The organism is Nonomuraea spiralis, from assembly GCF_014648435.1.
Taxonomy (GTDB): Bacteria; Actinomycetota; Actinomycetes; order Streptosporangiales; family Streptosporangiaceae; genus Nonomuraea; species Nonomuraea spiralis.
In genome coordinates this window covers 44,213-69,630 of record NZ_BMRC01000003.1, presented here as the reverse complement: position 1 = coordinate 69,630, position 25,418 = coordinate 44,213, and the positions used below count along the sequence as shown (strand labels likewise).

The following is a 25,418-nucleotide window of genomic DNA, read 5'->3' as shown; positions in this document are numbered from 1 at the left end:
GGCCTTCTAAACTGGGCGGATGCTCGATGAGATCCAGGTGGACGACGCCGTCCTCGCCCTGCGCCCCGACTTCGCCGTGCTGGTCATGTTCGCCCACGGCCTGCGCAACGGCCCGACGGACGACCGCACCCGCGCCTGGCTGGCCGAGGCGTCGGCGGCCGAGGTGCAGACCGACAAGATCGACGCCTGGAAGGACGCCTACCGCGCCTTCGGCGCCAAGCCGCAGCGCACCAGGCCCTCGGTCGACGCGCTCACCCGCCGCATGCCGCTGCCGGAGATCAACCGGGTGGTCGACGCGTACAACACGATCAGCGTGAAGCACGCGCTGCCCATCGGCGGCGAGGACCTCGACCACTACGCGGGCCCGGCCCGGCTGGTGCGGGCGACCGGCGACGAGGCGTCGGAGGAGGCGCTCGGGCAGCCCGAGCCCGGCGAGGTGATCTGGCGCGACGACGCCGGAGTGACCTGCCGCCGCTGGAACTGGCGTCAGGTGGCGCGCACCCGGCTCACCGAGGAGACGACCAACGCGATCTTCCTGCTCGAACGCCTGGAGCCGATGTCGATGGAGGAGCTCCAGCAGGCCGGCAAGGAGCTGGCGGACCTGCTGTCGGAGTTGTCACCCGAGGTGCGGATCACCAGCCGGATCGTGTCCGGCGGGAAGTAAACCTGCCGCCCACACGTTGATACCAAACAGTAACAAAGACGGCTCTCCCTGGATTGACTAGGCGCGCGTGACCTCTACGGCATGTCCTGAGAGGATCGTTCGAGGCGGCACGTGCTCTTCGGCGCGCGCTGCCGGTCCGGGCGAGTAGCCTTGGACAGGTTCTCTAACATCAACGCCGATCTGCGGAAGAGGGCGATTTCCGCCGTGTCGTCTGAGTCGTCGCGGACAAACCCGCTGGCAAGCTTTGGTCAGAACGAGTGGCTTGTCGACGAGCTGTACCAGAAGTATCTTCAAGATCCAGAGTCTGTCGACAAGGCCTGGTGGAACTTCTTCGCTGACTACAACCCTGATAGCGGAGCGGGCCGGACCCCGGTCAGGGAGGCGGCGAACGGCACTGCGACCGCGCCCGCTCCTCCCAAGGCGCCCCCGAAGGCGCCTCCGGCAGCCGAGAAGCCGAAGCAGCCGGCCACCCCGGTGCCCAAGGGCGCCGAGGAGGTGAAACTGCGCGGCGCCGCGGCGCGCACGGCCGCCAACATGGACCTGTCACTGTCGGTCCCGACGGCGACCAGCGTCCGTGCCATCCCGGCCAAGCTGCTCATCGACAACCGCATCGTGATCAACAATCACCTCAAGCGGGGGCGTGGCGGCAAGATCTCCTTCACTCATCTCATCGGCTTCGCGATCGTCAAGGCGCTGAAGGCGATGCCGGAGATGAACCACTCCTACACGGAGATCGACGGCAAGCCGACGCTGGTCAAGCCCGAGCACATCGGGTTCGGCCTGGCGATCGACGTGCAGAAGAGCAACGGCGAGCGCCAGCTCCTCGTGCCCTCGATCAAGGGCGCGGAGGAGATGGACTTCCGCCAGTTCTGGGTGGCCTACGAGGAGGTCGTCCGCAAGGCCCGCGCGGGCAAGCTGGGCGTCGACGACTTCTCCGGCACCACGATCTCGCTGACCAACCCCGGCACGATCGGCACCGTCCACTCGGTCCCGCGCCTGATGCCCGGCCAGGGCACGATCATCGGCGTCGGCGCGATGGAATACCCGGCCGAGTACCAGGGCGCCTCGCCCGACACGCTGTCACGTCTGGCCGTCTCCAAGGTCATGACGCTGACCAGCACCTACGACCACCGGATCATCCAGGGCGCCCAGTCGGGCGACTTCCTGCGCCAGATCCACCGGTTGCTGCTCGGCGAGAACGGCTTCTACGACGAGATCTTCGAGGCCCTGCGCATCCCGTACGAGCCGGTGCGCTGGGTCCAGGACATCTCAGCCTCCCACGACGACGACGTGGCCAAGTCGGCCCGTGTCATAGAGCTGATCCACGCCTACCGCGTGCGCGGCCACCTGATGGCCGAGACCGACCCGCTGGAGTACAAGCAGCGCAAGCACCCAGACCTGGACATCCAGTCCCACGGGCTGACCCTCTGGGACCTTGAGCGCGAGTTCGCCACCGGCGGTTTCGGGGGCCGTGCGCTGATGAAGCTGCGCGAGATCCTGGGTGTGCTGCGCGACTCCTACTGCCGCACGGTCGGCATCGAGTACATGCACATCCAGAACCCCGAGGAGCGGGCCTGGATCCAGGCGCGGGTGGAGAAGCCGCACGCCTCGCCCGAGCGCGACGAGCAGCTCAACATCCTGTCGCGGCTCAACACCGCCGAGGCGTTCGAGACGTTCCTGCAGACGAAGTTCGTCGGCCAGAAGCGGTTCTCGCTGGAGGGCGGCGAGTCCCTGATCCCGCTGCTCGACTCGGTGATCAGCGACGCCGCCGACGAGGGCCTCGACGAGGTCGTCATCGGCATGGCCCACCGCGGCCGCCTCAACGTGCTGGCCAACATCGTGGGCAAGTCCTACGCCCAGATCTTCGGCGAGTTCGAGGGCAACATCGACCCGCGTACCGCCCACGGCTCCGGCGACGTCAAGTACCACCTGGGCGCGAGCGGCGAGTTCACCGCGCCCAGCGGCAAGATGATCACCGCTTCCGTGGTGGCCAACCCCTCCCACCTGGAGGCGGTCGACCCGGTGCTGGAGGGTGTCGTCCGCGCCAAGCAGGACCTCCTGGAGCGCGGCGAGGAGGGCTTCACCGTCCTTCCCGTCCTCGTCCACGGCGACGCGGCCTTCGCCGGCCAGGGCGTGGTGGCCGAGACGCTCAACCTGTCGCAGCTGCGCGGCTACCGCACCGGCGGCACCGTGCACGTGGTGGTCAACAACCAGGTGGGCTTCACCACCTCGCCCGCCTCCTCCCGCTCGTCGGTCTACGCGACCGACGTCGCGCGGATGATCCAGGCGCCGATCTTCCACGTCAACGGCGACGACCCCGAGGCCGTGGTGCGCGTGGGCCAGCTGGCCTACGAGTACCGCCAGGCGTTCCGCAAGGACGTCGTCATCGACCTCATCTGCTACCGCCGCCGCGGCCACAACGAGGGCGACAACCCCGCCTTCACCCAGCCGCTGATGTACGACCTGATCGACGCCAAGCGCTCGACCCGCAAGCTCTACACCGAGGCGCTGATCGGCCGGGGCGACATCACGGTCGAGGAGGCCGAGTCGGCGCTGCGCGACTACCAGGCCAAGCTGGAGCAGGCCTTCACCGAGACGCGCGAGGCGGCCAAGAAGCCCAAGGAGGCGGCCGCCATGCGGGTGCCGCCGGCCGAGGTCGTCAAGTGGTCCCACGCCGACACGGCGACGGCGATCAGCGACGAGACGCTCAAGCGCATCGTCGACACCCAGCTCAACCTGCCCGACGGCTTCACGCCGCACCCGCGCCTGGCGCCGGTGCTGCAGCGCCGCGGCCAGATGGTCGAGACCGACTCGATCGACTGGGCGATGGGCGAGACGCTGGCGTTCGGCTCGCTGCTGATCGACGGCCACCCGGTCCGCCTGGTCGGCCAGGACTCCCGGCGCGGCACGTTCACCCAGCGGCACGCGGTGCTGGTCGACCGGATGACCGGCGCCGATCACACGCCGCTGAAGACGTTCAACGAGGGCACCACGAAGTTCTACGTCTACGACTCGCTGCTCAGCGAGTTCGCGGCGCTCGGCTTCGAGTACGGCTACAGCGTCGTACGCCCCGACGCCCTGGTCGCCTGGGAGGCGCAGTTCGGCGACTTCGTCAACGGCGCCCAGACGATCATCGACGAGTTCATCTCGTCCGGTGAGCAGAAGTGGGGCCAGCGCTCCTCGGTCGTGCTGCTGCTGCCGCACGGCTTCGAGGGCCAGGGTCCCGACCACTCCTCGGCCAGGATCGAACGGTTCCTTCAGGTCTGCGCGCTCGACAACATGACGGTCGCGCAGCCGTCCACGCCGGCCAACTACTTCCACCTGCTGCGCTGGCAGGTGGAGTCCAACCGGCACAAGCCGATGGTGGTCTTCACGCCCAAGTCGCTGCTGCGGCACAAGGCGGCCACCTCGAAGGCGTCCGACTTCACGACGGGCACCTTCCAGCCGGTCCTGGGCGACACCACGGTCGATCCGGCCAAGGTCACCCGGGTGGTCCTGGTCTCGGGCAAGCTCTACTACGACCTGGCCGCCCATCGTGAGAAGTCGGGCCGCGACGACGTCGCGATCGTCCGGCTTGAGCGGCTCTACCCGTTCCCGACCGAGGAGCTCACCGCCGAGCTGGCCCGCTACGGGCAGCAGGCCGAGCTGGTGTGGGCGCAGGACGAGCCGGTCAACATGGGCCCGTGGCCCTACCTGACGCTGAAGCTGGCCGAGGACCCGCAGACGCTCGGCGGCCGGTCGCTGCGCCGCGTCTCGCGTACCCCGAACAGCTCGCCCGCGACGGGTTCGCACAACTCGCACGACACGGAGCTGGAGGAGATCCTCCACCAGCTCTTCGGCTGAGCAGGCCGCCAGTGAGCCCCCGGCCGTCCGGCCGGGGGCTTCTGTGTTGACCGGCAGGGTGAGGTCCCTGCCCGCACGAAGGAGAGACACCCATGTACTTCACCGATCGAGGGATCGAGGAACTGGTCGCTCGGCGGGGCGAGGAAGAGGTCAGCCTGCTCTGGCTCGGCGAGCGGCTGCGTGAGTTCGTCGATCTCAACCCCGAGTTCGAGACCCCGGTCGAGCGGCTGGCCACCTGGCTGGCCCGGCTCGACGACGAGGACGACGACTGACGCGACCCGGCCTCCCGGGACGCGATACATCTTGAGTTTTCGCGAGACGCGACATATCGTGTCTCGTAGGAGACGTACTCGTCGAGGAGGCATACGTTCATGGAGAAGTGGACGCTGGAGGCTCCGGAGCAGCTCACGTTCGGGCCGGTCGAGTCACTTGTCGTGCGGATCGTCGCCGGGCGGCTGGCCGTCCTGGCCAGCGAGGGCCCGCCCACGATGGAGCTGACCGAGATCGAGTCGGCCGCGCCGCTGCTGGTCAGCTACGACGAGCTGACCAAGGAACTGATCGTCGCCTACGAGGGCCTGACGTGGGACGGCCTGCTCGGCTGGCTGAAGCGCGACCGGCGCAGGACCAACCTCACGATCACCGTGCCCAAGGGCTGCCGGGTCAGCACGGAGGTGGTCTCGGCGTCCACGGTGCTGGCCGGGTTCGAGCGGTCCACCCGGGTCAAGAGCGTGTCCTCCGAGGTCGTCCTCGACGGCGTGAGCGGCGAGGTGAGCGCCACGACGGTCTCCGGCTCGATCGAGAGCCGGGCCATGGACGGCGACCTGGCGCTGAAGACCGTCTCCGGCGAGCTGACGCTGGCGGACGGCACCCCGAGGCGGCTCAAGGCCAGCACGGTCTCCGGCCGCATCACCGCCGACCTGCGGCTGCGCCCGACGAGTCATGTGACGTTCAACAGCGTCTCGGGTGCCGTCCTGGTGCGGGTGCCGGAGAACGTCGAGTCCGACGTCAGCATGAGGTCCACGTCCGGCAGGCTGAGCTCGACGTTCGACGGCCTGTCCGCGAACAACAGTCCCGGCTCCAAGACGTTGTCGGGGCGCCTCGGCGGCGGCATGGCCTCGCTGTCGGCGGTCACGGTCTCGGGTGAGGTCGCCCTGCTCAAGGGAGAGAAGGAATGAGCCCTGTCTTCGGTCACGGCCGGCTCCGGCTGTACCTGCTCAAGCTGCTGGAGGAGAGCCCGCGGCACGGCTACGAGGTCATCCGGCTGCTCCAGGACCGCTTCCTCGGCGTCTACTCGCCCTCGCCCGGCACGATCTACCCGCGCCTGGCCCGCCTGGAGGAGGAGGGCCTGGTCACCCACGAGGTGGTCGAGGGCAAGAAGGTGTTCTCCATCACCGACAAGGGCCGCGAGGAGCTCAACGCCCGGCTCGACGAGCTCGACGACCTGGAGCAGGAGATCTCCGCCTCGGTGCGCGACATCGCCCGCGAGGTCAAGGAGGACGTCCGCGACACGGTGAAGTCGCTGCGCGACGAGCTGACCCGGATGGCCAAGGACGTCCGCACCGGCACCCGTGACAGCGCCCAGACCCGGGCCGAAGACATCAAACGGCTCAAGGAGCAGCAGAAGCGGCAGTGGATGGCGCACGCCAACCAGTGGCAGGTCGAGGGCGACCGGCTGGCCGGCGAGTGGCGGCGGATCTGGTCGGACATCTGGAGCACGCTCGGCGGCGACACCGTACGGCGGACCGAGCTCGACAACGAGCTGGGCGAGCTGCTGGCCGACTTCGTGGCGCAGGCCCGCCAGGAGGCCACCGACGCCGCGCTGACCACGCAGAAGCTGGCCGAGCTGCGGACGGTGCTCGACGAGGCGTCCGCCCGCGTCCACGACATCCTCGAACGCTGAGCCGTCCTAGGCGGAGCGCAGCGACCGTTCCACGTGCCTGACGCTCCGGGCCGCCCGGCGCGCGTGGTAGGCGACGGGCATGTAGCGCAGCCGTTCGGGCAGGCGCGGCGTCAGCATCGCCACCGCGTGCCCGATGTGCCGCAACCGCCGTTCGTCCCGGGCCGTCCAGCGCAGGCCGAGTTTCCTGCGCGCGGCCGGCGGCAGCGTGCCGACCGTCACGAAGTGGTTGAACTCCCCCGAGCCCACCCCCACCGGCGTCCACAACCGGCGCAGCGGCCTCGGCAGGCCGGGCGGCGCCGGCGTGCCGCGCAGGACGGCCAGCACCTCCAGCGCGGTCGGGTGCGCTTCCAGCCGTTCGGCGATCATCGTGTCGAAGTAGCGCCAGAACGCCTCCAGGTCCTCCGGCATCTCCCGCTCGGGAACCCGCAGGATCGCGCCGAGCTGCCGCGACTCGGCGTACATGCGGCGCTGCTGCTCCACGGTGTACGGGGTGCCGAAGTAGCGGTTGAGCGTGACGAAACGCTCGAACAGCGACAGGTGCACCCAGGCCCATGCCTCGCCGTTCAGCGCGTGGTAGGCGCGGCCGTACTCGTCCACACCGCTGATGGACTTGTGCAGCTCGCGCAGCCGCCTGCCCTCGGCCAGGCCGCCGGTGCCGCCGTAGACCCATTTCTGCACCGAGGCGAGCGTGCGGTTGAGCCGCCCCCACGGGTCGTCCTTGTACGTCGAGTGTTGCGCCACGGCCGCGCCGACCGCCGGATGCATGGTCTGGAGGACCAGAGCGCTGCCGGCCACGAGCAGGTTGCGGTATTCGCCCGCGGTGTCCCAGTGCATCGAACCTGGACCGAAGGGCTGAACGTCCATCGTGCCGCCTCCCGGGTGATGCCACCTCATCCTCTCTGTATCACCCAGGAGACGCAGAAGTAACCCTTCACTTATTCAGCTCGTAAAGACGATTTTTCCGAAGATCTCCCCTTCGGCCATGGCCGCGAACCCGTCGCGCGCCTCGGCCAGCGGCAGCGTCCGGTCGATCACCGGCCGCGCGCCCGTCTGCTCCAGGAACACCGCCAGCCTGCGGAGCTGGTCGCGGGTGCCCATGGTGGTGCCGACCACGGAGAGCTGCAGGAAGAAGACGCGGTTGAGGTCGGCGGACGGTACGGCGCCGCTCGTGGCCCCGGAGACCACCACGCGCCCGCCCGGCCTGAGCGACTTGAGCGAATGGTCCCAGGTGGCCTGGCCGACGGTCTCCATGACGGCGTCCACCCGTTCGGGCAGCCGCGCGCCCGGCTCGAAGACCTGGTCGGCGCCGAGGGCTCGGGCCCGCTCGCGCTTCTCCTCCGAGCGGCTGGTCGCCCAGACGCGGAACCCGCCCGCCCGGCCGAGCGCGATCAGCGCCGTGGCGACACCGCCGCCCGCGCCCTGCACCAGCACGGTCGAGCCCGGTTCGAGCCCGGCCTTGTCGAACAACATGCGGTAGGCGGTCAGCCAGGCCGTCGGCAGGCAGGCGGCCTCCTCGAAGCTGAGCGCGGCCGGCTTGGGCACGAGGTTGCGCCGCGGCACGGCCACCCGCTCGGCGAACGTCCCGTCGTGCACCTCCGACAGCAGCGAGCGCTTGGGGTCGAGGGTCTCGTCCGCGCCGGTGCCGATCACGGCGTGCACGATGACCTCGTTGCCGTCCTCGTCCACGCCGGAGGCGTCGCAGCCGAGCACGATCGGCAGGCGGTCCTGGCGGATGCCCACGCCCTTGAGCGTCCACAGGTCGTGGTGGTTGAGCGCGGCGGCCCGTACGGAGACGGTCGTCCAGCCGTCGGGCGCCTCAGGCTCGGGGTGCTCCCCGAGCGTCAGCCCGGCGAGCGGATTGTCGGGATCGGTCTGTGTGGCGGTTACGGCGAACATGGCCGAACCCTACTAACGGACCCCTCGGCGACCACGGCGCCGCCCCGCCTCTCACCGCCCGAGCGTCACCCGGATCCCGGCGAGCGCGCGCTTCCTGAAGTCCGCCGACCCGGCGACGGCGATCTCCACGTCCCCCTGGCAGGTCCACTCGCCCGGATACCCGCGTCCGGCGATCACCGACGGCAGCCGGGCCTTCCTGGCACAGTCGGGCATGGGCACGAGCGCGACCACCTCCCGTACTCCCCCGCCGAACCACAGTTGCGGGCCGACCGGATCACCCTGCGCCGTGGCCCCGTGCCCGGCGAGCCGTACCGATCCCTTGCCCGACAACACCAGGAAGCCGTCCTTGGTCGTCCTGCCGCGCAGCTCCCGCGCCAGCGCCATGCGCTGGTCGAAGGTCAGCCCCTGGCCCGGGTCCTGCATCACCACCCGCCACTGCCCGAACACGAACAGCAGCGTCTGCCCCTCGCCCCCGCTGCCCGGCTGGCGCGGCCACAGGGTGACGTCGGGCCCGTAGCTCCTGATCGGCCGGCCGCCGCCGGTCACCTCGGCCACCCCGTTGTACGGGACGCCCAACCGCCGGAACTGCCCGTCGATCCAGGCCCCCTGGAACGGCCGCACCCCCAGCTCGTTGAGGTCGAGATCGGCCGGGTAGCGTACCTCGGCCCTGCGTCCGTCGGGGAAGACGACGTCGATGATCTCGTCGTGGCCCTTGGTCCTGGCCGGGACCCGCAGGGCATGGGGGCCGTTGTCGATCCTGGTCAGCGACCGGATGGGCGCGGTGGAGGACGGCGTAGGCAGCCCCGAACCCGGGTCCCGGCTGAGCAGCAGGCTGACGGCCGGGATCACCAGGAGAGTCAGCACCACCGCGAGCCCGATCCACCGGCGGCGGCCGCGCCCACCTGCCTCGATGACGTCGAACTGGTCGGACACGACGTGCCTCGCCGGGTTAGTGCGGGTTGCGCCCTTTACTTAAGTTCAGTGGAGTTACATCCGCCCGCGCAAGCCCTGGAACCTGGCGAAATCGCGGTCCGAGGTCACAACTTCACAACCTCGACCGATGAGCGTCGCCAGATCACCAGGTCACCAGGTCGCCCGGTTGAGCCGTCCGTCGGTGACCAGGTCGACCCGCTGCCCCACCAGCTCCCTCGACATGGCGTCGGCCAGCAGCTCCGCCTCCAGCACGTGCGCGTGCGCCCGCGCGCCGCCGGGCAGGTCCACGACGAGGACGCCCTTCTCGGCCGCGCCGTCCCGGCCGTGGGCGACCGTGTACCCGGCCACGGTGGCGGGCCCCGCGTAGGAGTCCGCCAGAGGCACCCCGGAGGCCGTGAACACCGGTGTCGCGTCCCCCAGGTGTCCTCCCGGCTCGCCGGACCACACCGCGTACGTGTGCTTCGTCAGGTGCATCCCCACGCCGGTCACCAGCCCGTGCCCCGACTGCGCCCGCAGCAGGCCGGCCATCGTGGCCGTCGAGTGCAGCACGTAGTCGCTGGCCGGGCCGCCGGCGTACGGGAGCCCACCGGTCACCGTCAGGCCGCGCCGGTCGTACGGGTCGAGCCCCGTCGCGTCGCACGCCTGCCGCAGCGCGACGGCGAAGCAGCTGTACAGGTCGAGCGCGTCCATGTCGGCGAGCCCGAGCCCGGCGCGCCGGAAGGCGGCCCGCGCGGCGGCCCCGATCGCCTGCGAGGAGCCGAGCGCGGGCCGCGCCGCCACCTCCCAGGTGTCCTCCGCGTACGCCCAGCCGCGCAGGTACACCCGCCGCTCCTCCGGCACCCCCAGCCGGTCGGCCAGGGACGCGCTCGCCAGGACGACGGCCGCCGCCTGGTCGACCTCCATGACGGCCACGGTGTTCCTGGTGTACGGCCAGCCGACGAACCGGTTGCCCTTCACCAGCTCCTCGGGCGTGCGCACGACCCGCCGCCACGCGTACGGGTTGGCCGCGGCCACCTCGGTCATCGGCGCCATCATCCGTCCCCGGTCGAGCATCTCCTCCTCGACCGTCATCCCGGCCGCCGCCCGCCGCGCGGTCTCCATGATCGCGTACGTGTGCACCGGCAGGAACAGCTCGTGCGCCAGCTCGGCGGGGTGCGGCGGGCGTTCCCAGGCGTAGGGCGGCTTGGGATCGGCGGCGTGGCTCCACGGCACGTGCTCGCCCGCCCGCCGGTAGGCCCGCCGCGTCGCCAGCGCCTCGGCCCCTGTGACCAGCGCGCAGTCCAGCTCGCCCGCCGCGATCCCGGCCGCCGCCGCGCCGATGAGCAGTTGCGGGGCCGTACCGCTGACCTTGGAGTAGGCGTGGTGGCGCGGCGTGGCCCCGAGGCGCTCGGCCAGCCGCCCGGTCGGCGAGTCGTACTGCCAGGAGTCGGTGTGGACGATCTGGATCGAGTCGAGCCGCCCGACGGGAAGGCGGGCGTCGTCGGCCGCCTCGCGGGCGACCGACTCCCACAGGTCGAGCGGCTCCGGGCCGGGTTGTTCGCGAACGGTCCGCTGCGCGACGCCGATGAGACAGGGGGTGCGTGGATCCATGCGAACCATCTAACCAGAACAACATTCGGTTGATAAGTAAATGGCATCCGATAATCAGCGCTACGACTGTTGCCGAAGGCCATTCATCACGACTCTGACCTGCACAGATGCCTTTCAGGAATACCTATTTCCATAACGGAACGGACCCTCTTCACGTCGGCTACTGATCGGCGGTTGCGCCATTCATTGGCGCGCCCATCGTTTTCCTGAACCACCGGGGACCGACCCGCGCAACCCGAGGAACTGGCGGTACTGCCCGCGCACGAGGCCCCGGGTCGCCCCCGGCGGGATCCGGGGCCTTCCCCGGGCGGCCCTCTCGTCAGACGCGGAAGACGGGCCCGGTCGAGACGGCGAGCTCGCAGGCGTTGGGGAACCTGTGCGAGTACCGGTACCGGGCGCCGTCCCAGACACCCCACGCCTGTACGTCCACGGGCTGATAGTCGGCGGTGCAGGAAACGTCCCCGCGCCGGCTCAACCGGGCCGGGTTCCCGCCCACGTGTTCGAGCGCGAGGCAGGCGTCGACCTGCCCGGGAACGACCCGGCCGGGCGTGCACTCCAGCACTCCTTGCCGATCTCCCACGCTGATCCGGAAATGCCTTTGGCTCTTGAACGACGCCTCGACATCGGGTGGGCCGGTCGTGGCGTTCGCCACTGGAGCGGCGGCGAATGCCGCGCAGGAAAGCGCGGCCATGGCGAGAATTCGGTGCATACGGGCAGCCTCCATCATGCCTCTGACCTGCGGCAACGACCGACACGCGTGATCATTTAGACGTATCGGGAGGGATCGGCTGATGGTGTCCTTATCGCACACGGTCCACTCTTGATCAGGTAACGAATCTCTATCCGGGCTGCAATACAGGCAGTTGATCTGGAAAAATCCACCCTTACGACCCTAAGAAAGGCATTTCATGATCTCCCGGGCCAGGCAACTGGCGGCGGCCGCCCTAGGCGGCGCGCTGCTGTTGCTGCCTGCCTTCACGGGGATCGCGAACGCCGCACCGGCCAGCAAGGTCTACAGCGTCACCCTGGCCAGGACGGCCACCGACATGAAGAAGGTCGCCGACTACTGGCGGCCCGACCGGCTCAAGCAGGCCGACAACTACAGCCCCGCCACGCCGGGCGCGCAGGCCGCCCCGACCTCCTCGGCGGGCGCCGTCTCCGGGCCGAACGCGCCCGCCACGACGGCGCAGCGGACGTCCGCGGGGCAGGACGTGACGCCCGTCGCGCCCAAGCAGGGCGGCGCGGCCAAGACCATGGGCAAGGTCTTCTTCAGGTTCGGCGCCAAGGAGTACTGGTGCTCGGCCAGCGCGGTCGCCTCCAGGAACCGCAGCGTGGTGGCCACGGCCGGACACTGCGCGTACGACTCGCGGCAGGCCAAGCCCGCCGAATACTGGATCTTCGTCCCCAACCCCGGCCCCAACGGCGAGACGCCCGACGGCATCTACGTGGGCGCGGCGATCACCATGCACGAGGACTGGGCCGGCAAGGGCGACTACGACTTCGACTACGCCTTCGTGACCGTGCACCGCGGGTTCGTCTGGGAGCAGGCGAAGGACGGCACGTACTCGATGAAGGACGTCGGCAGGCTCCAGGACAACGTGGGCGGCCAGGGCCTGGAGGTCAACAGGAAGCCGGCCGCGTACGTCGTGGCCGCGTTCGGCTTCCCGGCCGGCGCGCAACCCGACGGCACCCGGCCGTTCGACGGCAAGACGTTGCGTACGTGCCAGGGCGGCGTCACGTACTGGACCGCGGCCCCCGCGCTCGACCTGCAGAAGGGCGTACGGCTCCAGCCGTGCGACTTCAGCCCCGGCGCCAGCGGCGGCCCCTGGCTGGTGGACTACGACGCGACCCGCAGGCTCGGCGACCTCAACGGCGTCAACAGCCTGACCTGGAACAGGGACGCCAAGGGCGCCTACGATGCGGTGTCCTCACCGTACTTCGACATCACCGCCGGCGAGGTCTACCGGCGCGCCGCAGCCCTCACCACACCGGGAAATGTGACGTAAGTCACATGCAACTACATGATCACTGCACGTGATCAGCCGATCCATTGATCTCGGTACGGTAACGGCGAGGCGTGGGAGCGCTGACACGATCTACCGAAAATTTCCATTAGCCCAGTCAGCGGTATAGGTTCCGGGTCGTCCGTTTGCTGAGTTTTGGGGTGCACGAGGCGCCTCCTGTCAGCGCAACCTGGAGTTACCTTGAAGCGAATCCTTCTCCCCGTCGGCGGTGCCGTCCTGGCCACCGGCCTCCTGGCCGCCGGGCTGTCCGCCACCGCCCAGGCCGACGGCGACATCTCCAACGACCCGTTGGCCCGCAGCAACTCCGATGCGGCCTCGATCGCGTCCTTCTGGATCGCCTCCAACGGCGCCGCGCTCCGCCAGGCCACGCAGTACACCTGGGACTCCAAGGAAGTGCGGAAGGTCGTCTCCAAGGGCGGCTACGACCCCGACGGCCGTCCCGGCATGACCGCGCCCACCGGCGAGCAGAAGGCCGGCGCCTCCCAGAACGTGAACCTGCCCAAGAGCATCGGCAAGGTCTTCTTCGTCGACGGCTCCGGCAAGTTCCGCTGGTGCTCGGCCACCTCCATCCAGTCGGGCAACCGCAACCTGGTCGCCACCGCCGGCCACTGCGTGTACGACACGGACAGCAACAGCGACACGCTGTCCAAGTGGGTCTTCGTCCCCGGCTACTACCAGGGCAAGGCCCCGTGGGGCATCTACGTGGGCAAGCAGGCCTTCACCCACTACGACTTCGACACCTACGAGGACTACGACCGCGACTACGCGTTCGTCACCGTCTACAACGGCATCCAGTTCGACGGCGTCAAGCAGGTGGACCGCAAGGACTTCGACCGCTTCAGCGGCCCGAAGCGCGCCTGGGGCGGCCACTACTACATCCTGCTGTCCAAGGACGCCGGCCGGCTCGGCGACGCCGTGGGCGGCCAGGGCTTCGCCTGGAACCAGGCTACGGGCAAGTACGTCCGCACCTTCGGTTACCCGGCCGCCCCGCACCCCGACGGCAGCAAGCCGTACAGCGGCGTCACGCCGAAGAACTGCTACGGCAAGACCACGTCCAAGGCCGTGGGCGCGTCCTGGCTCAAGATCGAGGAGCACGTCGGCCTGAAGTGCGCCGTCACCCCCGGGTACGACGGCGGCGCGTGGCTGCTGAACTACAACAACGCCAAGCGCCTCGGCTACGTGAACGGCGTGACCAGCACGTTCGCGGACCAGGACGGCAACGACCGCATCGACTACATCACGTCCCCCTACTTCGACGGGGAGACGGCGGCCGTGTACAAGGCGGCCACGAACTACCCGTCCGGGAAGATCGTGGGCCCTAACGGCGAGCTGTTCAAGTAAGCCCTCACCAGGGTAACGAGGGTCCCGGCGTTGCTCCTTGCCGCCGGGGCCCTCACCTGTTTTCCGGCCCCTCGCGCTTTCCGATCAGTGGAGTTGAGCGTTTCGGGACGTGATTCGCCAGCCCTTGTGGCGCAAGATGTCGGTATGACCGAGGATCACGACCAGACCAAGACCGCTCCCGGCACGACGGACCTACAGGTCACGATCACTCTCGACCCTCACGTCAAGGCGTACGTCGATCGAGCGGTCGAGGACGGTGACTTCGAATCGGTGTCCGCCGCCTTCAACGAGGCGATGCTGGAACGGATGCGCCGCCGTACCCGCGTCCGCAGCTGGTGACCACTTCGAGCGTACGAGAGCCGAAGGCGCCCGTACTTCGCGTCCCCGCACCGACGGGGGCTATCGGGTCACAAACGTCCCACGCCCATGGACGACGACCAGCAGGCCCCGCTCCGCCAGATCCTTGACCGCCCGGCGAACCGTCACCCGTGAGACGCCGTACTGACCGGCCATCTCCAGCTCGGTCGCCAGCTTGGCGCCCGGAGCGAGCGCGCCGGAGGAGATGTCACTCTCGACGTCCTCGGCCACCTGCCGCCACACCAGGTCCGGCCCGACGTGATCGATGCGGTCACTCCTGTCCTGCAAGGCCATACGTAAACGGTATTGGAACAAGGACCTACGAGGACGAGCGTCTACCTCTTCATAGGTATGGAGAGGTCCTATCATGTCTACTACTTGTACCTTGCCCGGCCCGGACGGAAGGAAACGCTCATGACTGACCTGTACGGCTGCAACCTCGACGAGGTGCCCTTCACGAAGTTGTGCGGCGGCGACCGGCCGGAAGAGCACTCGGACAGCTATGTCCTGATCGCCCGGATTCCCGGCATCGAGGACGCCTACGCGCTCCGTGACTCGAAGAACCCGGACGCCGGGACTCTCCGCTTCACCGGTACCGAGCTTCGCGCCGCCGGAATCGCCACCATCTAGGCAGGAGCCGAGACGGCCCGCCCCTGCCGGGTCCGACCGGGCAGGGGCCGCCCCGCCGACCATAGGGGAGCATCCATGCACTGGCACGCCTACCTGTGGACCGGCGCCGGCACCGACCGGGCGAACGAGGCGGAACGCCGTCCCAACTCCCCCGATTTCGCCACCTCGCCGCTGCCGCCCATGCGGACGGGCGACTGGCTGGCCAAACCGGCGGCCCGCGTCGCGGCCACGTTCGAGGAAGCCGGCCAGGCGACAACGTGGATGGCGGCCGAGTACACGAAGACCCGCGACCAGCTCCACCCGCCCGAGGAGCTCCCCCTTGAAGGCCGCCTGGACAGCGCCCTCGACCTGCTTCCCCGGGGCGTCGACGTCCAGTGGGGCGAATGGCTGCAGAGCGGCCGTTTCCTCACCATCGGCGTCATCTGCTGCCCGAACCGGCACGTCACCCATCCGTGCCCGATCCGCCGCCCCTCCGGCTGAACACCCCTTCCGGCGACGTACGGCCCGGTGTCTAGCATGAACACCATGCTGATCGACGCGGTCACCGACATCCTTCGCGAGGCCGCCGAGGTCGCGATCCTCCCCCGGTTCCGCGCCCTCGCCGCCGGCGACGTCTGCGAGAAGACACCGGGCGAAGTGGTCACCGTGGCCGACCGCGAGGCCGAGGAACTGATCAGCCGCCGCCTGCGCGACCTCCTCGACGCCCCCGTCGTCGGCGAGGAGGCGACCGCCGCCGACCCCACGCTCCTCTCGGCGCTGCGGGACGCCCCCACGGCATGGCTCGTCGATCCGCTGGACGGCACGGCCAACTTCGTCGCGGGCCGCCCCGAATACGCTGTGATGGCAGCTCTGGTCCAGTCGGGCCGGGCTGTCGCGTCCTGGGTCGTACGCCCGGCCGAGGACGACGTCCACGTCGCCGAGCTCGGCTCCGGCACCTGGCGGAACGGCGTCCGCGTGGACCGCGCCCCCGCCCCCGCCGACCCGTCCCGGCTCCGCGGCGCCGTACTCACCCGATTCCTGGACGACGACACCAAGGCCCACATCGCGACCGCCGCACCCCACTTCGCCGCCCTCACACCGGGCACGAAATGCGCGGGCGTGGACTATCCCCGCCTCCTGAACGGTGACCAGGACTTCCTTCTCTTCCACCGGACGCTCCCCTGGGACCACGCGCCGGGCGTCCTGCTCCTGACGGAAGCGGGCGGAACCGCCCATCACCTCGACGGCACCCCGTACAGCCCGTCCGTTCCCAAGCAGGGCCTGCTGGGCGCCGCCGACAGCGCCTGCTGGCGCACGGTGCGCTCCCTCCTGCTCCCCTGAAGCCCTCCTCGCCGACGCCCAGGGCCACCTGCGGCGTACTCCGTCATGCCCAAAAACAGACAAACAGCACAAACGGTAACCCCTCACGCCGCCTCCAGTCGCACCCGAACTCGCCCAGATTCTCGAATCCTGAGGGGTTCTGACGCGAACCTGAAGATCACCTGTGAACAGGGGACGGATTTAGACGGATGGGGGCCAATTCTGGTTCCTGTGATCTGAATCACATTCAACTGACCACGGAGGGTGACGAGTCACTAACGGAACTTTCCTCCCATCCGTCAAACCTCCTACCTACCCAGGAAAAACGCCTCCTTCCGATAACATCACGCTCAAGCCTCTGACAGATAACAGGATGGTAACGGCGAAACAGGGGCTTACCGACCCCCTCAGAACGGCTTCCACCTGCGGAGATCACCGCGCTATGTTCCTTGCAATCCCTTTACTGACGCATGGGACGCATGTTGCGACCCACGACAGACCAAGGAGCAGTTCCCTTGAAGCGCATCCTCATCCCCGCCGGTGGCGCCATCCTGGCTACCGGCCTCCTGGCCGCCGGCCTCGCCGGTACGGCCTCGGCCGACAGCGACATCTCCACCGACGCGATGGCGGCGAGCGCGGCCAACGCGAAGGCGATCTCCCAGTTCTGGGCCGAGAACAACGGTGCCGCCCTCAAGGCCGCCACCGAGTCCAACGTCTGGGACAAGACCGACGTCGCCAAGCTGCAGAGCAAGGGCGGCTACAGCGCCGACACCAAGCCGGGGACCACCGCCCCGATTGGTGAGGAGAAGAAGACCACCGCCAAGACGCAGAACGTCAACATGCCGAAGACCATCGGCAAGGTGTTCTTCGTCAACGGCAAGGGCGAGAAGAAGTGGTGCTCCGCCACCTCGCTCCAGTCGAAGTACCGCAACCTGGTCGCCACGGCCGGCCACTGCGTCTACGACGTCGGCGCCAACGCCGATGTCATGTCCAAGTGGGTCTTCGTCCCCGGTTACTACCAGGGCAAGTCCCCGTGGGGCATCTACGTGGGCAAGCAGGCCTTCACCCACTACGACTTCGACGTGTACGAGGACTACGACCGCGACTACGCGTTCGTGACCGTGTACAACGGCGTCCAGCTCACGGGCAGCGGACCTGCGGTCAAGCAGGTCAACAAGAGCGAGTACGAGGCCTACAAGGGCGAGAAGAAGGTAAAGGTCGAGGAGATCTCGAAGGACGAGTACGAGGCCGGCGTGGCCAAGTACGGTCCCGAGGGCCCTTACGCCTTCGACGTCGTCAAGGGCAGCGTGAGCAACGTCGGCCAGGACTACAAGCCCGCGGCCGGCGAGACCAAGATCCTCACGGGTCGCGAGGTCACCGAGTACGACTACAACAAGGCCCCCAAGGGCACGGACGCTCTCGTCAACGGCGAGCAGTGCCCGACGATCTGCCAGATCTCGCTCTCGGACCCGACGAAGGCCAAGGGTCAGAGTGGCGTGACGGTCGCGATCTCCGAGGCCGAGTACAAGGACCTGGCCGCCAAGAAGGCCAAGGGCGAGTACCTCGGCAAGATCGAGACCAAGAACGGCGGCTGGTACAAGACCCAGTACTGGGTCAAGCAGTGGGTCAAGACCGACGCCGACCAGATCAAGTACTACAAGGTCGTCGGCTACTTCGTCGTCGAGGGCCCCTCGGTCGCGGTGAAGGACGCCGGTCGCCTCGGTGACAACGTCGGTGGCCAGGGCTTCGCGTGGAACCAGCCCACCGGCAAGGACGTCCGCGTCTTCGGCTACCCGGCCTCGGCGCACCCTGACGGCCACAAGAACTACACCGGCATCACGCCGAAGTGGTGCTACGGCAAGACCACCAAGAAGCTGGTCGGTTCGGCCGCCAAGAAGATCGAGGAGCACGTGGCGCTCAAGTGCGCCATGACCGAGGGCGCCGACGGTGGTCCTTGGCTCCTCAAGTACAGCAACGCCAAGCGCCTGGGCTACCTGAACGGTGTCACCAGCACCTTCAACGACCAGGACGGCAACAACCGCGTGGACTACATCTCCTCGCCGTACTTCGACGGTGAGACGAACGTCGTCTACAAGGCCGCTGCCAACGTTTGGTCCGGCAAGATCGTCTGATGACGGCTCGGGACGACCGGTCCTGACCGTTCGTACGAACCGTTAGTCACTGAAGGGCTCGGCATCCGCCGGGCCCTTCAGCCTTTCCGGGCCGGAAAGTGAAGGCGTTTGGACGCACGCGGCGCCGAATCGGTGCCATCAACCCAATGTGATCTGCGTCACACCTCTCTGGCGAACCGGATCAAGCGCGCATGACACTCACCGTTGTACCACTGACATCTTCTTTATGTTGATCAGGGCAAACAGCGTCAAGCCCGGCTTCACCGAACTCCTGCGCACTGGGCGCCTAAACATCACAGAACGATAACGCCCGACATGCCGCATCTTTTCCTTTCAAAGCGGCTACCGGATTTCAAGATCGACACTGTATGTTCCTGGCTATCCCTTTACTGACGCATGGGACGCAAGAGGCGTTCCACGACAGCGCAAGGAGTTACCTTGAAGCGCATCCTCCTCCCCGCCGGTGGTGCCCTGCTGGCCACCGGTCTGCTGGCTGCCGGTCTCGCCGGTGCCGCCCAGGCCGACCCGGACGTCGACGCCGCCGCTCTCGCTGCCAGCGAGCAGAAGGCCGCTGAGGTCCTCAACTTCTGGATGAAGTCCGACAACGCTGCCCTGAAGCAGGCCACGGCCTACTACTGGGACAACAAGGACGTCAAGAAGATCGTGCAGAAGGGCGGGTACGTCGCTGACGGCAAGCCCGGCTCCACCCCGCCGATCGGCGCCGAGAAGACCACCACGGTCAAGTCGCAGAACGTGAACCTGCCGAAGTCCATCGGCAAGGTGTTCTTCGAGGGCCGCGACGGCAAGCTGTACTGGTGCTCCGGCACCTCGATCCAGTCGAACTACCGCAACCTGGTTGCGACGGCTGGTCACTGCGTGTACGACATCGCCGCCAACGACGAGGTCGTCTCCCGCTGGGTGTTCGTCCCGGGTTACTACCAGGGCAAGGCTCCGTGGGGCGTCTACGTCGGCAAGCAGGCCTTCACGCACTACGACTTCTCGAACTACGAGGACTTCGACCGCGACTACGCGTTCGTCACCGTCTACAACGGTGTGAACCTCAAGGGCAACGGCCCGTCGACCAAGCAGGTTGACAAGGCCGAGTTCGAGGCCTACAAGGGCGAGAAGGACGTCAAGCTCGAGAAGATCACGAAGGACGAGTACGACGCCGGTGTGGCGAAGTACGGTCCCGAGGGTCCCTTCACCTCCAAGACCGTCAAGGGCGCGGCCAAGAAGGTTGCCAAGGACTACACCCCCGCCGCCGGCGAGGTCAAGGCCCTTGGTGGCATCGAGGTGACCGAGTTCGACTACAACAAGGCTGCGAACGGCTCCAACGCGCAGCTGAACGGCGAGAAGTGCCTCGTCATCAGCAACTGCAAGGACCTGCAGGGCGACGGCAAGCCGGTCAACCTCTCCAAGGTTGCCATCTCCGAGTCCGAGTACAAGGACCTCGTGGCCAAGAAGGCCAAGGGCGAGTTCCTCGGCAAGGTGACCACCGAGAACGGTGGCTGGTACAAGCAGCAGTACTACGTCAAGCAGTGGTTCGCGACCCCGGCTGACTCGCTCGAGTACTTCAAGATCGTTGGCTACTTCATCATCGACGGCCCGTCGGTGACGGTGACCGACGCCGGTCGCCTCGGTGACAACGTCGGCGGCCAGGGCTTCGCCTGGAACCAGGCCACCGGCAAGTACGTCCGTACCTTCGGCTACCCCTACGCCAAGCACCCCGACGGTTCGAAGCCCTACTCCGGCGTTACGCCGAAGTGGTGCTACGGCAAGACCGGTGCGAAGGCCACCAAGGTTCCGAGCCTGAAGATCGAAGAGCACATCTCGCTGAAGTGCGCCGTCACCGGCGGCTACAACGGCGCCCCGTGGCTCCTCAAGTACAGCAACGCCAAGCGCATGGGCTACGTCAACGGCGTGACCAGCGTTCTGTACGACACGGACAACAACGACCGCTGGGACTACATGTCCTCGCCGTACTTCGACGGTGAGACCAACTCGGTCTACGCCGCCGCGGCGAACGTGTGGTCGGGCAGCATCATCCCGAAGGCCGACAGCTGATCTTCGGAATGATCCTGGGCTGAGGGTCCAAACCTCCGCTCGACTTAGCTTTACCCGAAGGGCTCGGCATCTGCCGGGCCCTTCGGCCATTTCTGGCGAAAACTGAGACGAACCCTTACCAGAGTGACAAGAGGGTCGATAGGGTTTTGACACCCTTCTTGACAACTTCGTGGAGCCTCCCTTGAAGCGCCTGCTCATCCCCCTCGCCGCCGCCGGCTTGAGCGCCGCCCTGCTTGCCCACCCCTCCAGCGCCGTCCCCAGCTGGGTCAGCGACAACCTCATGCCGAAGCCCGCCGACGCGTACAGCGCCGCCAAGTTCTGGCTGGGCGCGAACGGCGCGGCCCTGCGCAAGGCGACGCAGTACCACTGGGACGCCAAGAATGTCTCCAAGCTGGTCGCCACGCAGAGCAAGGACGGCGCCCCCGACGGCAAGCCCGGCCTGACCGCCCCCACGGGCACGCCGAAGCCCTCCGCCAGCAAGAACGTCAACCTGCCCAAGACGATCGGCAAGGTCTTCTTCGTCGACAGCGCGGGCCGCTACCGCTGGTGCTCGGCCACCTCCATCCAGGCCCGCTACCGCAACCTCGTCGCCACCGCCGGCCACTGCGTCTACGAGACCGGCAAGGACGTCTACTCCAAGTGGGTCTTCGTGCCCGGCTACTACCAGGGCAAGGCTCCCTGGGGTGTCTACGCCGGCGCCTACGCCTTCACGGCCTACGACCTCGACACCTACGACGACTACGACGGCGACTTCGCGTTCGTGGCGGTGCACAACGGCTTCTCGTTGGCCGGCCGCAAGGAAGTCGACAAGGGAGCCTTCTCCGACTGGGCCGGAGACAAGTGGGTCGACCACGAAGAGATCAAGAAGGAGGAGTTCGAGCCGCTGTTCGCCAAGTACGGGCCTGAGGGGCCGTACTGGTCGAAGGAGTTCGATCTCACTCCGGAGAAGGTCAATCACGACTACGCGGGCGCCAAGACCCTGACCAAGGTCGAAGTGACCAAGACGGCGTACGAGGCCGCGCCCAAGAGCACGGAGACCAACAAGAACGGCGAGCAGTACGAGCAGGTCGGCCCCACCGCCATCAGCCAGGAGGCCTACAAGAAGCTGGTGGCCGACAAGGCCGAGGGCAAGGTGCTCGCCTGGATCGAAGCGGTCAAGGACAAGAACGGCAACGAGATCGCCTGGTACGAGACCCACTACTACCTCAAGCAGTGGGTCAAGGAGAGCAAGACGATCCGCTACTTCCGCGACCACTACTTCATCGGCATGGCCAAGGACACCGGCCGGCTCGGGGACGTGGTCGGCGGCCAGGGGTTCGCGTGGAACCAGCCGCGTGGCCAGAAGGTCACCGTCTTCGGCTACCCCGGTGACCCGCACCCCGACGGCGACAAGCCCTACACCGGCGTGACCCCCAAGTGGTGCATCGGCAAGACCGGCACCAAGACCTACCAGGTCAACACCTTCCGGGTGGAAGAGCACCAGGTGCTCAAGTGCTCCATGACCGGCGGCGCCGACGGCGGCCCCTGGCTCATGAAGTACGACAACGGCAAGCGCACCGGTTACGTCAACGGCGTGACGAGCATGTTCCACGACCAGGACGGCAACGACCGGATCGACTTCATCAGCTCGGCCTACTTCGACGGCGAGGTCGCCGACGTCTACAACAAGGCCAACTACGCCGAGACCAAGAGCATCGTCGGCCCGAACGGCGAACTGCTCAACTAGTACAGCTCAAGCAGCGGAGACGACGAGGCCCCGGCCCGCCCGAAGCGGCCCGGGGCCCGCCACCCGGCCTCAGGACGGCACGACGCCCCTGAGGTCGTTCACCTTCCGGTGCCGGAGCCCTGCGTCACGCGGCTCAACTCAGGGAGCCGTCACACCGACGTGAGTTCCCGCGTACGCTCCCGCAGTGCCATGACGGCCCGCTCGTTCTTGTAGGGCTCCAGCCGCCGCCGCAGGTCCGCCGCGTACGACCGGGACCGCGCCGACTGCAGCTCCCCCGCCAGCGCCAGCGCGTTGCCCGCCGCCTGGCACGCCTCCTCCAGCTCGCCGCACTCCAGCAGCCCGGCCGCCAGCAGGGACAGGTTGAACATGCGCCCCCGTACGTACCGGGTGTCCATGTCGAGGGAGCGGCGCGCCAGCCGTACGGTGCGCTCGCCCTCGCCCAGGTCGCGGAAGCAGTGGGCGAACTTGGCCGACAGGTAGGCCTCGTCGAAGTAGCTGAGCCAGCGAGGCTCCTCGGTGGGCCTGCGGGCGTCGAAGGCGAGCTCGGCCTGGTGCAGGGAGCCGCCGCAGGACTTCGGGTCGCCGAGCCCCGCGTGGGCGTGGGCCTCCAGGACGTGCGCGGAGGCGAGCAGCGTCGCGACGCCGGCCCGCCGGGCCGCGAGCTGGGCGGCCCTGGCCAGGTCGAGGGCGTGGGCGGGCTGGCCCATGTAGATGGCCTGGTGGGCCATGCCGGCCAGGATCTCGCCGCCCAGGGTGTGGTCGTCGGCGCCCCTGGCCAGGCGGAGCGCCTGGATGAGGTAACGCTGGGCGAGGCCGTGCTGCTCCATGTCGTAGGCCATCCAGCCGGCCAGGCGGGTCAGCTCGGCGGCCGCGGCGGCGAGCTGCCTGCCGGTGGACTCGCCGTAGCCGCCGTCCTTGAGCAGGGGGGAGACGGCCGTGTCGAGGTACTTCACGACCGACGAACGCACCCGGCCGCTGCCGAAGCGGTTGTCGAGCTCGCCGAAGGACCGCGTCACCTCGTGGATGGCGGCGATGTCGGCCCTGCCCACCCGGCGCGCGCCGGTGCCGCTGGGACGCCCCTCCGGGGGCGCCGTCAGCCAGCGAATGGCTCCTACGGAGCCGGCTCCGATCGCGAAGGTGGAGTCGATCAGAAACCTCCGTCTCTCCACGTCGGCCCGCCACAACGCCGTCACGGTCGCGACCCCCTCCTGCCACGTGTGCGTGAACTCCTGACCGAGATCGAGGGGCGTGATGTTGGTCGGCATGCCCAGGTCCTCCGAGCTCACCGGGCGGCCGAGCCGCAGCGCGAAGATCTCCGTGAGCAGGCACGGGACGGGATCCCGTGGCTTCTGGCCCCCGATCCACCGCAGCACAGAGCTGTGGTCGTACTTGAGACCCGGCGTGCCACGCGCGGCTCCCAGATCGTTGAGGCGCCTGGCCAGTCCCTTGTGGGAGAAGCCCGCCTCTGCGATGAGCTGCTGCAGCAGTCGATTAGGCTCGCGTTCCATCGCTCTCCTCGTCACAGGAGTCGGCGCCCACAACCTTACAGAGAGCTCTTGTTATAGCACGTTGTGTAAAGGCTTTTTGGCGGTTCCCAAAGGTCACGCGAACTCCATCGCAATCCCTTCGCAGGCCCTGCTCGGGATCAGGACCTGGATCCGTTTCTCCTGGACGGGGAACTCAACTACCCACGACGTGGCGGGAAAACGGAAATGTTCGCCGACCTGCGACGTAGCGCGAAAACAGCTGAGCGGGGGCCGGTCGGCCCCCGCTCATGAAATGGTCAGGCGCGGGCCACGCCGTCGGCACGGGCCTGGGCGGCCACGGCGGCGGTCACCGCGGGGGCCACCCGCCGGTCGAACGGGCTCGGGATCACGTACGTGGCCGAGAGGTCGTCGCCGACGACGGCGGCCAGCGCCTCGGCGGCGGCCACCTTCATGTTCTCGGTGATGGTCGTGGCCCGCACGTCGAGCGCGCCGCGGAAGACGCCGGGGAAGGCCAGGACGTTGTTGATCTGGTTGGGGAAGTCGGAGCGCCCGGTGGCGACCACCCTGGCGTGCCTGGCGGCCACCTCGGGATGGACCTCGGGTGTGGGGTTGGACAGGGCGAAGACGATGGAGTCGGCGGCCATGGAGGCGATGGCCGCCTCGGAGACGGTCGATCCGGACAGGCCGAGGAAGACGTCGGCGCCGGCCAGGGCGTCCTCGGTGGAGCCGGTGTGGCCGGCCCGGTTGGTCTCGCGGGCCAGAGCCTCCTTGACCGGGTTGAGCCCTTCGCGGCCCTCGTAGATCATGCCCTTGGAGTCGGCGACCGCGATGTCACCGATGCCCGCGCCCAGCAGGATGCGGGTGACGGCGACGCCGGAGGCGCCCGCGCCGGCCACGACGGCGCGCAGGTCGCCGAGCGTGCGGCCGGTCAGGCGGGCCGCGTTCTGCAGGGCGGCCAGCGCGACGATGGCGGTGCCGTGCTGGTCGTCGTGGAAGACGGGGATGTCGAGCAGTTCGCGCAGCCGGTCCTCGACCTCGAAGCAGCGCGGGGCGCTGATGTCCTCCAGGTTGACGCCGCCGAACGACGGCGCGAGGCGCACCACGGTCTCGACGAGCGCGTCGACGTCGGTGCAGTCGAGGCAGATCGGTACGGCGTCGACGTTGCCGAACTCCTTGAACAGCAGCGCCTTGCCCTCCATGACGGGCATGGCGGCCGACGGCCCGATGTCGCCCAGGCCGAGCACGGCGGTGCCGTCGGTGACGACGGCGACCACGTTGGAGACCCAGGTGTAGTCGTTGACCAGCGACGGATTGTCGGCGATGGCGGTGCAGACCCGGGCGACGCCGGGCGTGTAGGCGAGCGACAGGTCGTCGGCGTCGCGGACGGGAATGGTCGACCGGACCTCCAGCTTGCCCCCGCGGTGCAGGGCGAAGGCCGGGTCGAGGTCGAGCGGTTCGGCGGATGCAGAAGCGGGCGTGGCAGCCACGGCGACCCCTGTAAGTCAATCGGAGCGGAAGAAACCTTCGGCGTA

Annotated in this window: 22 protein-coding genes; 14 read left to right on the top strand and 8 right to left on the bottom strand. The window is 68.3% G+C overall.

From position 1 onward, the window contains the following. Nucleotides 1–19: 19 nt before the first annotated feature. The 5 genes from IEZ27_RS07655 to IEZ27_RS07635 all read left to right on the top strand — a co-directional run bounded on the left by IEZ27_RS07655 (nucleotide 20) and on the right by IEZ27_RS07635 (nucleotide 6,407). On the top strand, nucleotides 20–664 hold the full coding sequence (locus tag IEZ27_RS07655; RefSeq protein ID WP_125648210.1) for a B3/B4 domain-containing protein: 645 nt from the start codon (nucleotides 20–22) through the stop codon (nucleotides 662–664). A gap of 204 nt (nucleotides 665–868) precedes the next feature. Continuing rightward, nucleotides 869–4,507, top strand: coding sequence for a multifunctional oxoglutarate decarboxylase/oxoglutarate dehydrogenase thiamine pyrophosphate-binding subunit/dihydrolipoyllysine-residue succinyltransferase subunit (locus IEZ27_RS07650; RefSeq protein ID WP_189646588.1), 3,639 nt, complete (start codon nucleotides 869–871; stop codon nucleotides 4,505–4,507). 92 nt (nucleotides 4,508–4,599) lie between these two features. Beyond that, nucleotides 4,600–4,779 (top strand): DUF6104 family protein, encoded by a 180-nt coding sequence (locus tag IEZ27_RS07645; RefSeq protein WP_189646587.1) that lies wholly within the window; start codon nucleotides 4,600–4,602, stop codon nucleotides 4,777–4,779. A gap of 99 nt (nucleotides 4,780–4,878) precedes the next feature. Further along, a complete protein-coding gene (locus tag IEZ27_RS07640) occupies nucleotides 4,879–5,682 on the top strand; it encodes a DUF4097 family beta strand repeat-containing protein (RefSeq protein ID WP_189646586.1) in 804 nt (267 codons plus the stop codon). Continuing rightward, on the top strand, nucleotides 5,679–6,407 hold the full coding sequence (locus tag IEZ27_RS07635) for a PadR family transcriptional regulator (RefSeq protein WP_189646585.1): 729 nt from the start codon (nucleotides 5,679–5,681) through the stop codon (nucleotides 6,405–6,407). Before IEZ27_RS07640 ends, IEZ27_RS07635 begins: the two co-directional genes overlap by 4 nt. 6 nt (nucleotides 6,408–6,413) lie before the next feature. Here the strand turns inward: IEZ27_RS07635 and IEZ27_RS07630 are convergent, their stop codons facing one another. From IEZ27_RS07630 to IEZ27_RS07610, 5 genes are all read right to left on the bottom strand, one after another. Beyond that, nucleotides 6,414–7,271: an oxygenase MpaB family protein gene (locus IEZ27_RS07630; RefSeq protein WP_189646584.1), complete on the bottom strand. Its 858-nt coding sequence runs from the start codon at nucleotides 7,269–7,271 to the stop codon at nucleotides 6,414–6,416. A 75-nt stretch (nucleotides 7,272–7,346) separates the two neighbouring features. Then, nucleotides 7,347–8,303, bottom strand: coding sequence for a zinc-binding dehydrogenase (locus IEZ27_RS07625; protein WP_189646583.1), 957 nt, complete (start codon nucleotides 8,301–8,303; stop codon nucleotides 7,347–7,349). Between the two features lie 51 nt (nucleotides 8,304–8,354). After that, nucleotides 8,355–9,236 carry a hypothetical protein gene (locus tag IEZ27_RS07620; RefSeq protein ID WP_189646582.1) on the bottom strand — a complete coding sequence of 294 codons (882 nt, stop codon included), beginning with the start codon at nucleotides 9,234–9,236 and terminating at the stop codon, nucleotides 8,355–8,357. A 150-nt stretch (nucleotides 9,237–9,386) separates the two neighbouring features. Next, nucleotides 9,387–10,826 (bottom strand): acetyl-CoA synthetase, encoded by a 1,440-nt coding sequence (locus tag IEZ27_RS07615; protein ID WP_189646581.1) that lies wholly within the window; start codon nucleotides 10,824–10,826, stop codon nucleotides 9,387–9,389. A gap of 319 nt (nucleotides 10,827–11,145) precedes the next feature. Next, the gene (locus IEZ27_RS07610; protein ID WP_185845277.1) at nucleotides 11,146–11,535 is read right to left on the bottom strand and encodes an SSI family serine proteinase inhibitor; all 390 of its coding nucleotides are present in this window, start codon (nucleotides 11,533–11,535) and stop codon (nucleotides 11,146–11,148) included. Between the two features lie 199 nt (nucleotides 11,536–11,734). Between IEZ27_RS07610 and IEZ27_RS07605 the strand changes: the two genes are divergently transcribed. The 3 genes from IEZ27_RS07605 (at nucleotide 11,735) to IEZ27_RS07595 (ending at nucleotide 14,530) form a co-directional block, all read left to right on the top strand. Further along, complete coding sequence (locus IEZ27_RS07605; protein ID WP_189646580.1) at nucleotides 11,735–12,832, top strand: trypsin-like serine peptidase; 1,098 nt, start codon at nucleotides 11,735–11,737, stop codon at nucleotides 12,830–12,832. Nucleotides 12,833–13,030: 198 nt separating this feature from the next. Then, on the top strand, nucleotides 13,031–14,191 hold the full coding sequence (locus IEZ27_RS07600) for a trypsin-like serine peptidase (RefSeq protein ID WP_189646579.1): 1,161 nt from the start codon (nucleotides 13,031–13,033) through the stop codon (nucleotides 14,189–14,191). Nucleotides 14,192–14,335: 144 nt separating this feature from the next. Further along, nucleotides 14,336–14,530, top strand: a complete 195-nt coding sequence (locus tag IEZ27_RS07595) for a ribbon-helix-helix domain-containing protein (protein WP_125648174.1) — start codon at nucleotides 14,336–14,338, stop codon at nucleotides 14,528–14,530. Nucleotides 14,531–14,590: 60 nt separating this feature from the next. Here IEZ27_RS07595 and IEZ27_RS07590 read toward each other — a convergent pair whose 3' ends face one another. After that, on the bottom strand, nucleotides 14,591–14,842 hold the full coding sequence (locus IEZ27_RS07590; protein WP_189646578.1) for a GntR family transcriptional regulator: 252 nt from the start codon (nucleotides 14,840–14,842) through the stop codon (nucleotides 14,591–14,593). 120 nt (nucleotides 14,843–14,962) lie between these two features. Between IEZ27_RS07590 and IEZ27_RS07585 the strand changes: the two genes are divergently transcribed. The 6 genes from IEZ27_RS07585 to IEZ27_RS07560 all read left to right on the top strand — a co-directional run bounded on the left by IEZ27_RS07585 (nucleotide 14,963) and on the right by IEZ27_RS07560 (nucleotide 22,399). Beyond that, nucleotides 14,963–15,178 carry a DUF397 domain-containing protein gene (locus IEZ27_RS07585; RefSeq protein WP_189646577.1) on the top strand — a complete coding sequence of 72 codons (216 nt, stop codon included), beginning with the start codon at nucleotides 14,963–14,965 and terminating at the stop codon, nucleotides 15,176–15,178. Between the two features lie 75 nt (nucleotides 15,179–15,253). Next, nucleotides 15,254–15,658 carry a hypothetical protein gene (locus IEZ27_RS07580; RefSeq protein WP_189646576.1) on the top strand — a complete coding sequence of 135 codons (405 nt, stop codon included), beginning with the start codon at nucleotides 15,254–15,256 and terminating at the stop codon, nucleotides 15,656–15,658. A gap of 45 nt (nucleotides 15,659–15,703) precedes the next feature. Then, on the top strand, nucleotides 15,704–16,498 hold the full coding sequence (locus IEZ27_RS07575) for an inositol monophosphatase family protein (protein WP_189646575.1): 795 nt from the start codon (nucleotides 15,704–15,706) through the stop codon (nucleotides 16,496–16,498). A gap of 494 nt (nucleotides 16,499–16,992) precedes the next feature. After that, nucleotides 16,993–18,609, top strand: coding sequence for a trypsin-like serine peptidase (locus IEZ27_RS07570; RefSeq protein WP_189646574.1), 1,617 nt, complete (start codon nucleotides 16,993–16,995; stop codon nucleotides 18,607–18,609). A gap of 438 nt (nucleotides 18,610–19,047) precedes the next feature. After that, nucleotides 19,048–20,673 (top strand): trypsin-like serine peptidase, encoded by a 1,626-nt coding sequence (locus IEZ27_RS07565; protein WP_189646573.1) that lies wholly within the window; start codon nucleotides 19,048–19,050, stop codon nucleotides 20,671–20,673. 181 nt (nucleotides 20,674–20,854) lie between these two features. After that, the gene (locus IEZ27_RS07560) at nucleotides 20,855–22,399 is read left to right on the top strand and encodes a trypsin-like serine peptidase (RefSeq protein WP_189646572.1); all 1,545 of its coding nucleotides are present in this window, start codon (nucleotides 20,855–20,857) and stop codon (nucleotides 22,397–22,399) included. 149 nt (nucleotides 22,400–22,548) lie between these two features. Here the strand turns inward: IEZ27_RS07560 and IEZ27_RS07555 are convergent, their stop codons facing one another. Then, entirely contained in the window at nucleotides 22,549–23,907 is a 1,359-nt protein-coding gene (locus IEZ27_RS07555) for a hypothetical protein (protein ID WP_189646571.1), read from the bottom strand. Between the two features lie 275 nt (nucleotides 23,908–24,182). Continuing rightward, complete coding sequence (locus IEZ27_RS07550) at nucleotides 24,183–25,373, bottom strand: NAD(P)-dependent malic enzyme (protein ID WP_189646570.1); 1,191 nt, start codon at nucleotides 25,371–25,373, stop codon at nucleotides 24,183–24,185. Between the last annotated feature and the right edge of the window lie 45 nt (nucleotides 25,374–25,418).

What these genes read in the sequence shown, in the direction of transcription:
- IEZ27_RS07595 (WP_125648174.1), top strand. Translation starts at nt 14,336, where the DNA reads ATGACCGAGGATCACGACCAGACCAAGACCGCTCCCGGCACGACGGAC.
- IEZ27_RS07590 (WP_189646578.1), bottom strand. Translation starts at nt 14,842, where the DNA reads ATGGCCTTGCAGGACAGGAGTGACCGCATCGATCACGTCGGGCCGGAC.
- IEZ27_RS07575 (WP_189646575.1), top strand. Translation starts at nt 15,704, where the DNA reads ATGCTGATCGACGCGGTCACCGACATCCTTCGCGAGGCCGCCGAGGTC.
- IEZ27_RS07635 (WP_189646585.1), top strand. Translation starts at nt 5,679, where the DNA reads ATGAGCCCTGTCTTCGGTCACGGCCGGCTCCGGCTGTACCTGCTCAAG.
- IEZ27_RS07585 (WP_189646577.1), top strand. Translation starts at nt 14,963, where the DNA reads ATGACTGACCTGTACGGCTGCAACCTCGACGAGGTGCCCTTCACGAAG.
- IEZ27_RS07655 (WP_125648210.1), top strand. Translation starts at nt 20, where the DNA reads ATGCTCGATGAGATCCAGGTGGACGACGCCGTCCTCGCCCTGCGCCCC.
- IEZ27_RS07625 (WP_189646583.1), bottom strand. Translation starts at nt 8,303, where the DNA reads ATGTTCGCCGTAACCGCCACACAGACCGATCCCGACAATCCGCTCGCC.
- IEZ27_RS07555 (WP_189646571.1), bottom strand. Translation starts at nt 23,907, where the DNA reads ATGGAACGCGAGCCTAATCGACTGCTGCAGCAGCTCATCGCAGAGGCG.
- IEZ27_RS07640 (WP_189646586.1), top strand. Translation starts at nt 4,879, where the DNA reads ATGGAGAAGTGGACGCTGGAGGCTCCGGAGCAGCTCACGTTCGGGCCG.
- IEZ27_RS07605 (WP_189646580.1), top strand. Translation starts at nt 11,735, where the DNA reads ATGATCTCCCGGGCCAGGCAACTGGCGGCGGCCGCCCTAGGCGGCGCG.
- IEZ27_RS07580 (WP_189646576.1), top strand. Translation starts at nt 15,254, where the DNA reads ATGCACTGGCACGCCTACCTGTGGACCGGCGCCGGCACCGACCGGGCG.
- IEZ27_RS07630 (WP_189646584.1), bottom strand. Translation starts at nt 7,271, where the DNA reads ATGGACGTTCAGCCCTTCGGTCCAGGTTCGATGCACTGGGACACCGCG.
- IEZ27_RS07645 (WP_189646587.1), top strand. Translation starts at nt 4,600, where the DNA reads ATGTACTTCACCGATCGAGGGATCGAGGAACTGGTCGCTCGGCGGGGC.
- IEZ27_RS07610 (WP_185845277.1), bottom strand. Translation starts at nt 11,535, where the DNA reads ATGCACCGAATTCTCGCCATGGCCGCGCTTTCCTGCGCGGCATTCGCC.
- IEZ27_RS07615 (WP_189646581.1), bottom strand. Translation starts at nt 10,826, where the DNA reads ATGGATCCACGCACCCCCTGTCTCATCGGCGTCGCGCAGCGGACCGTT.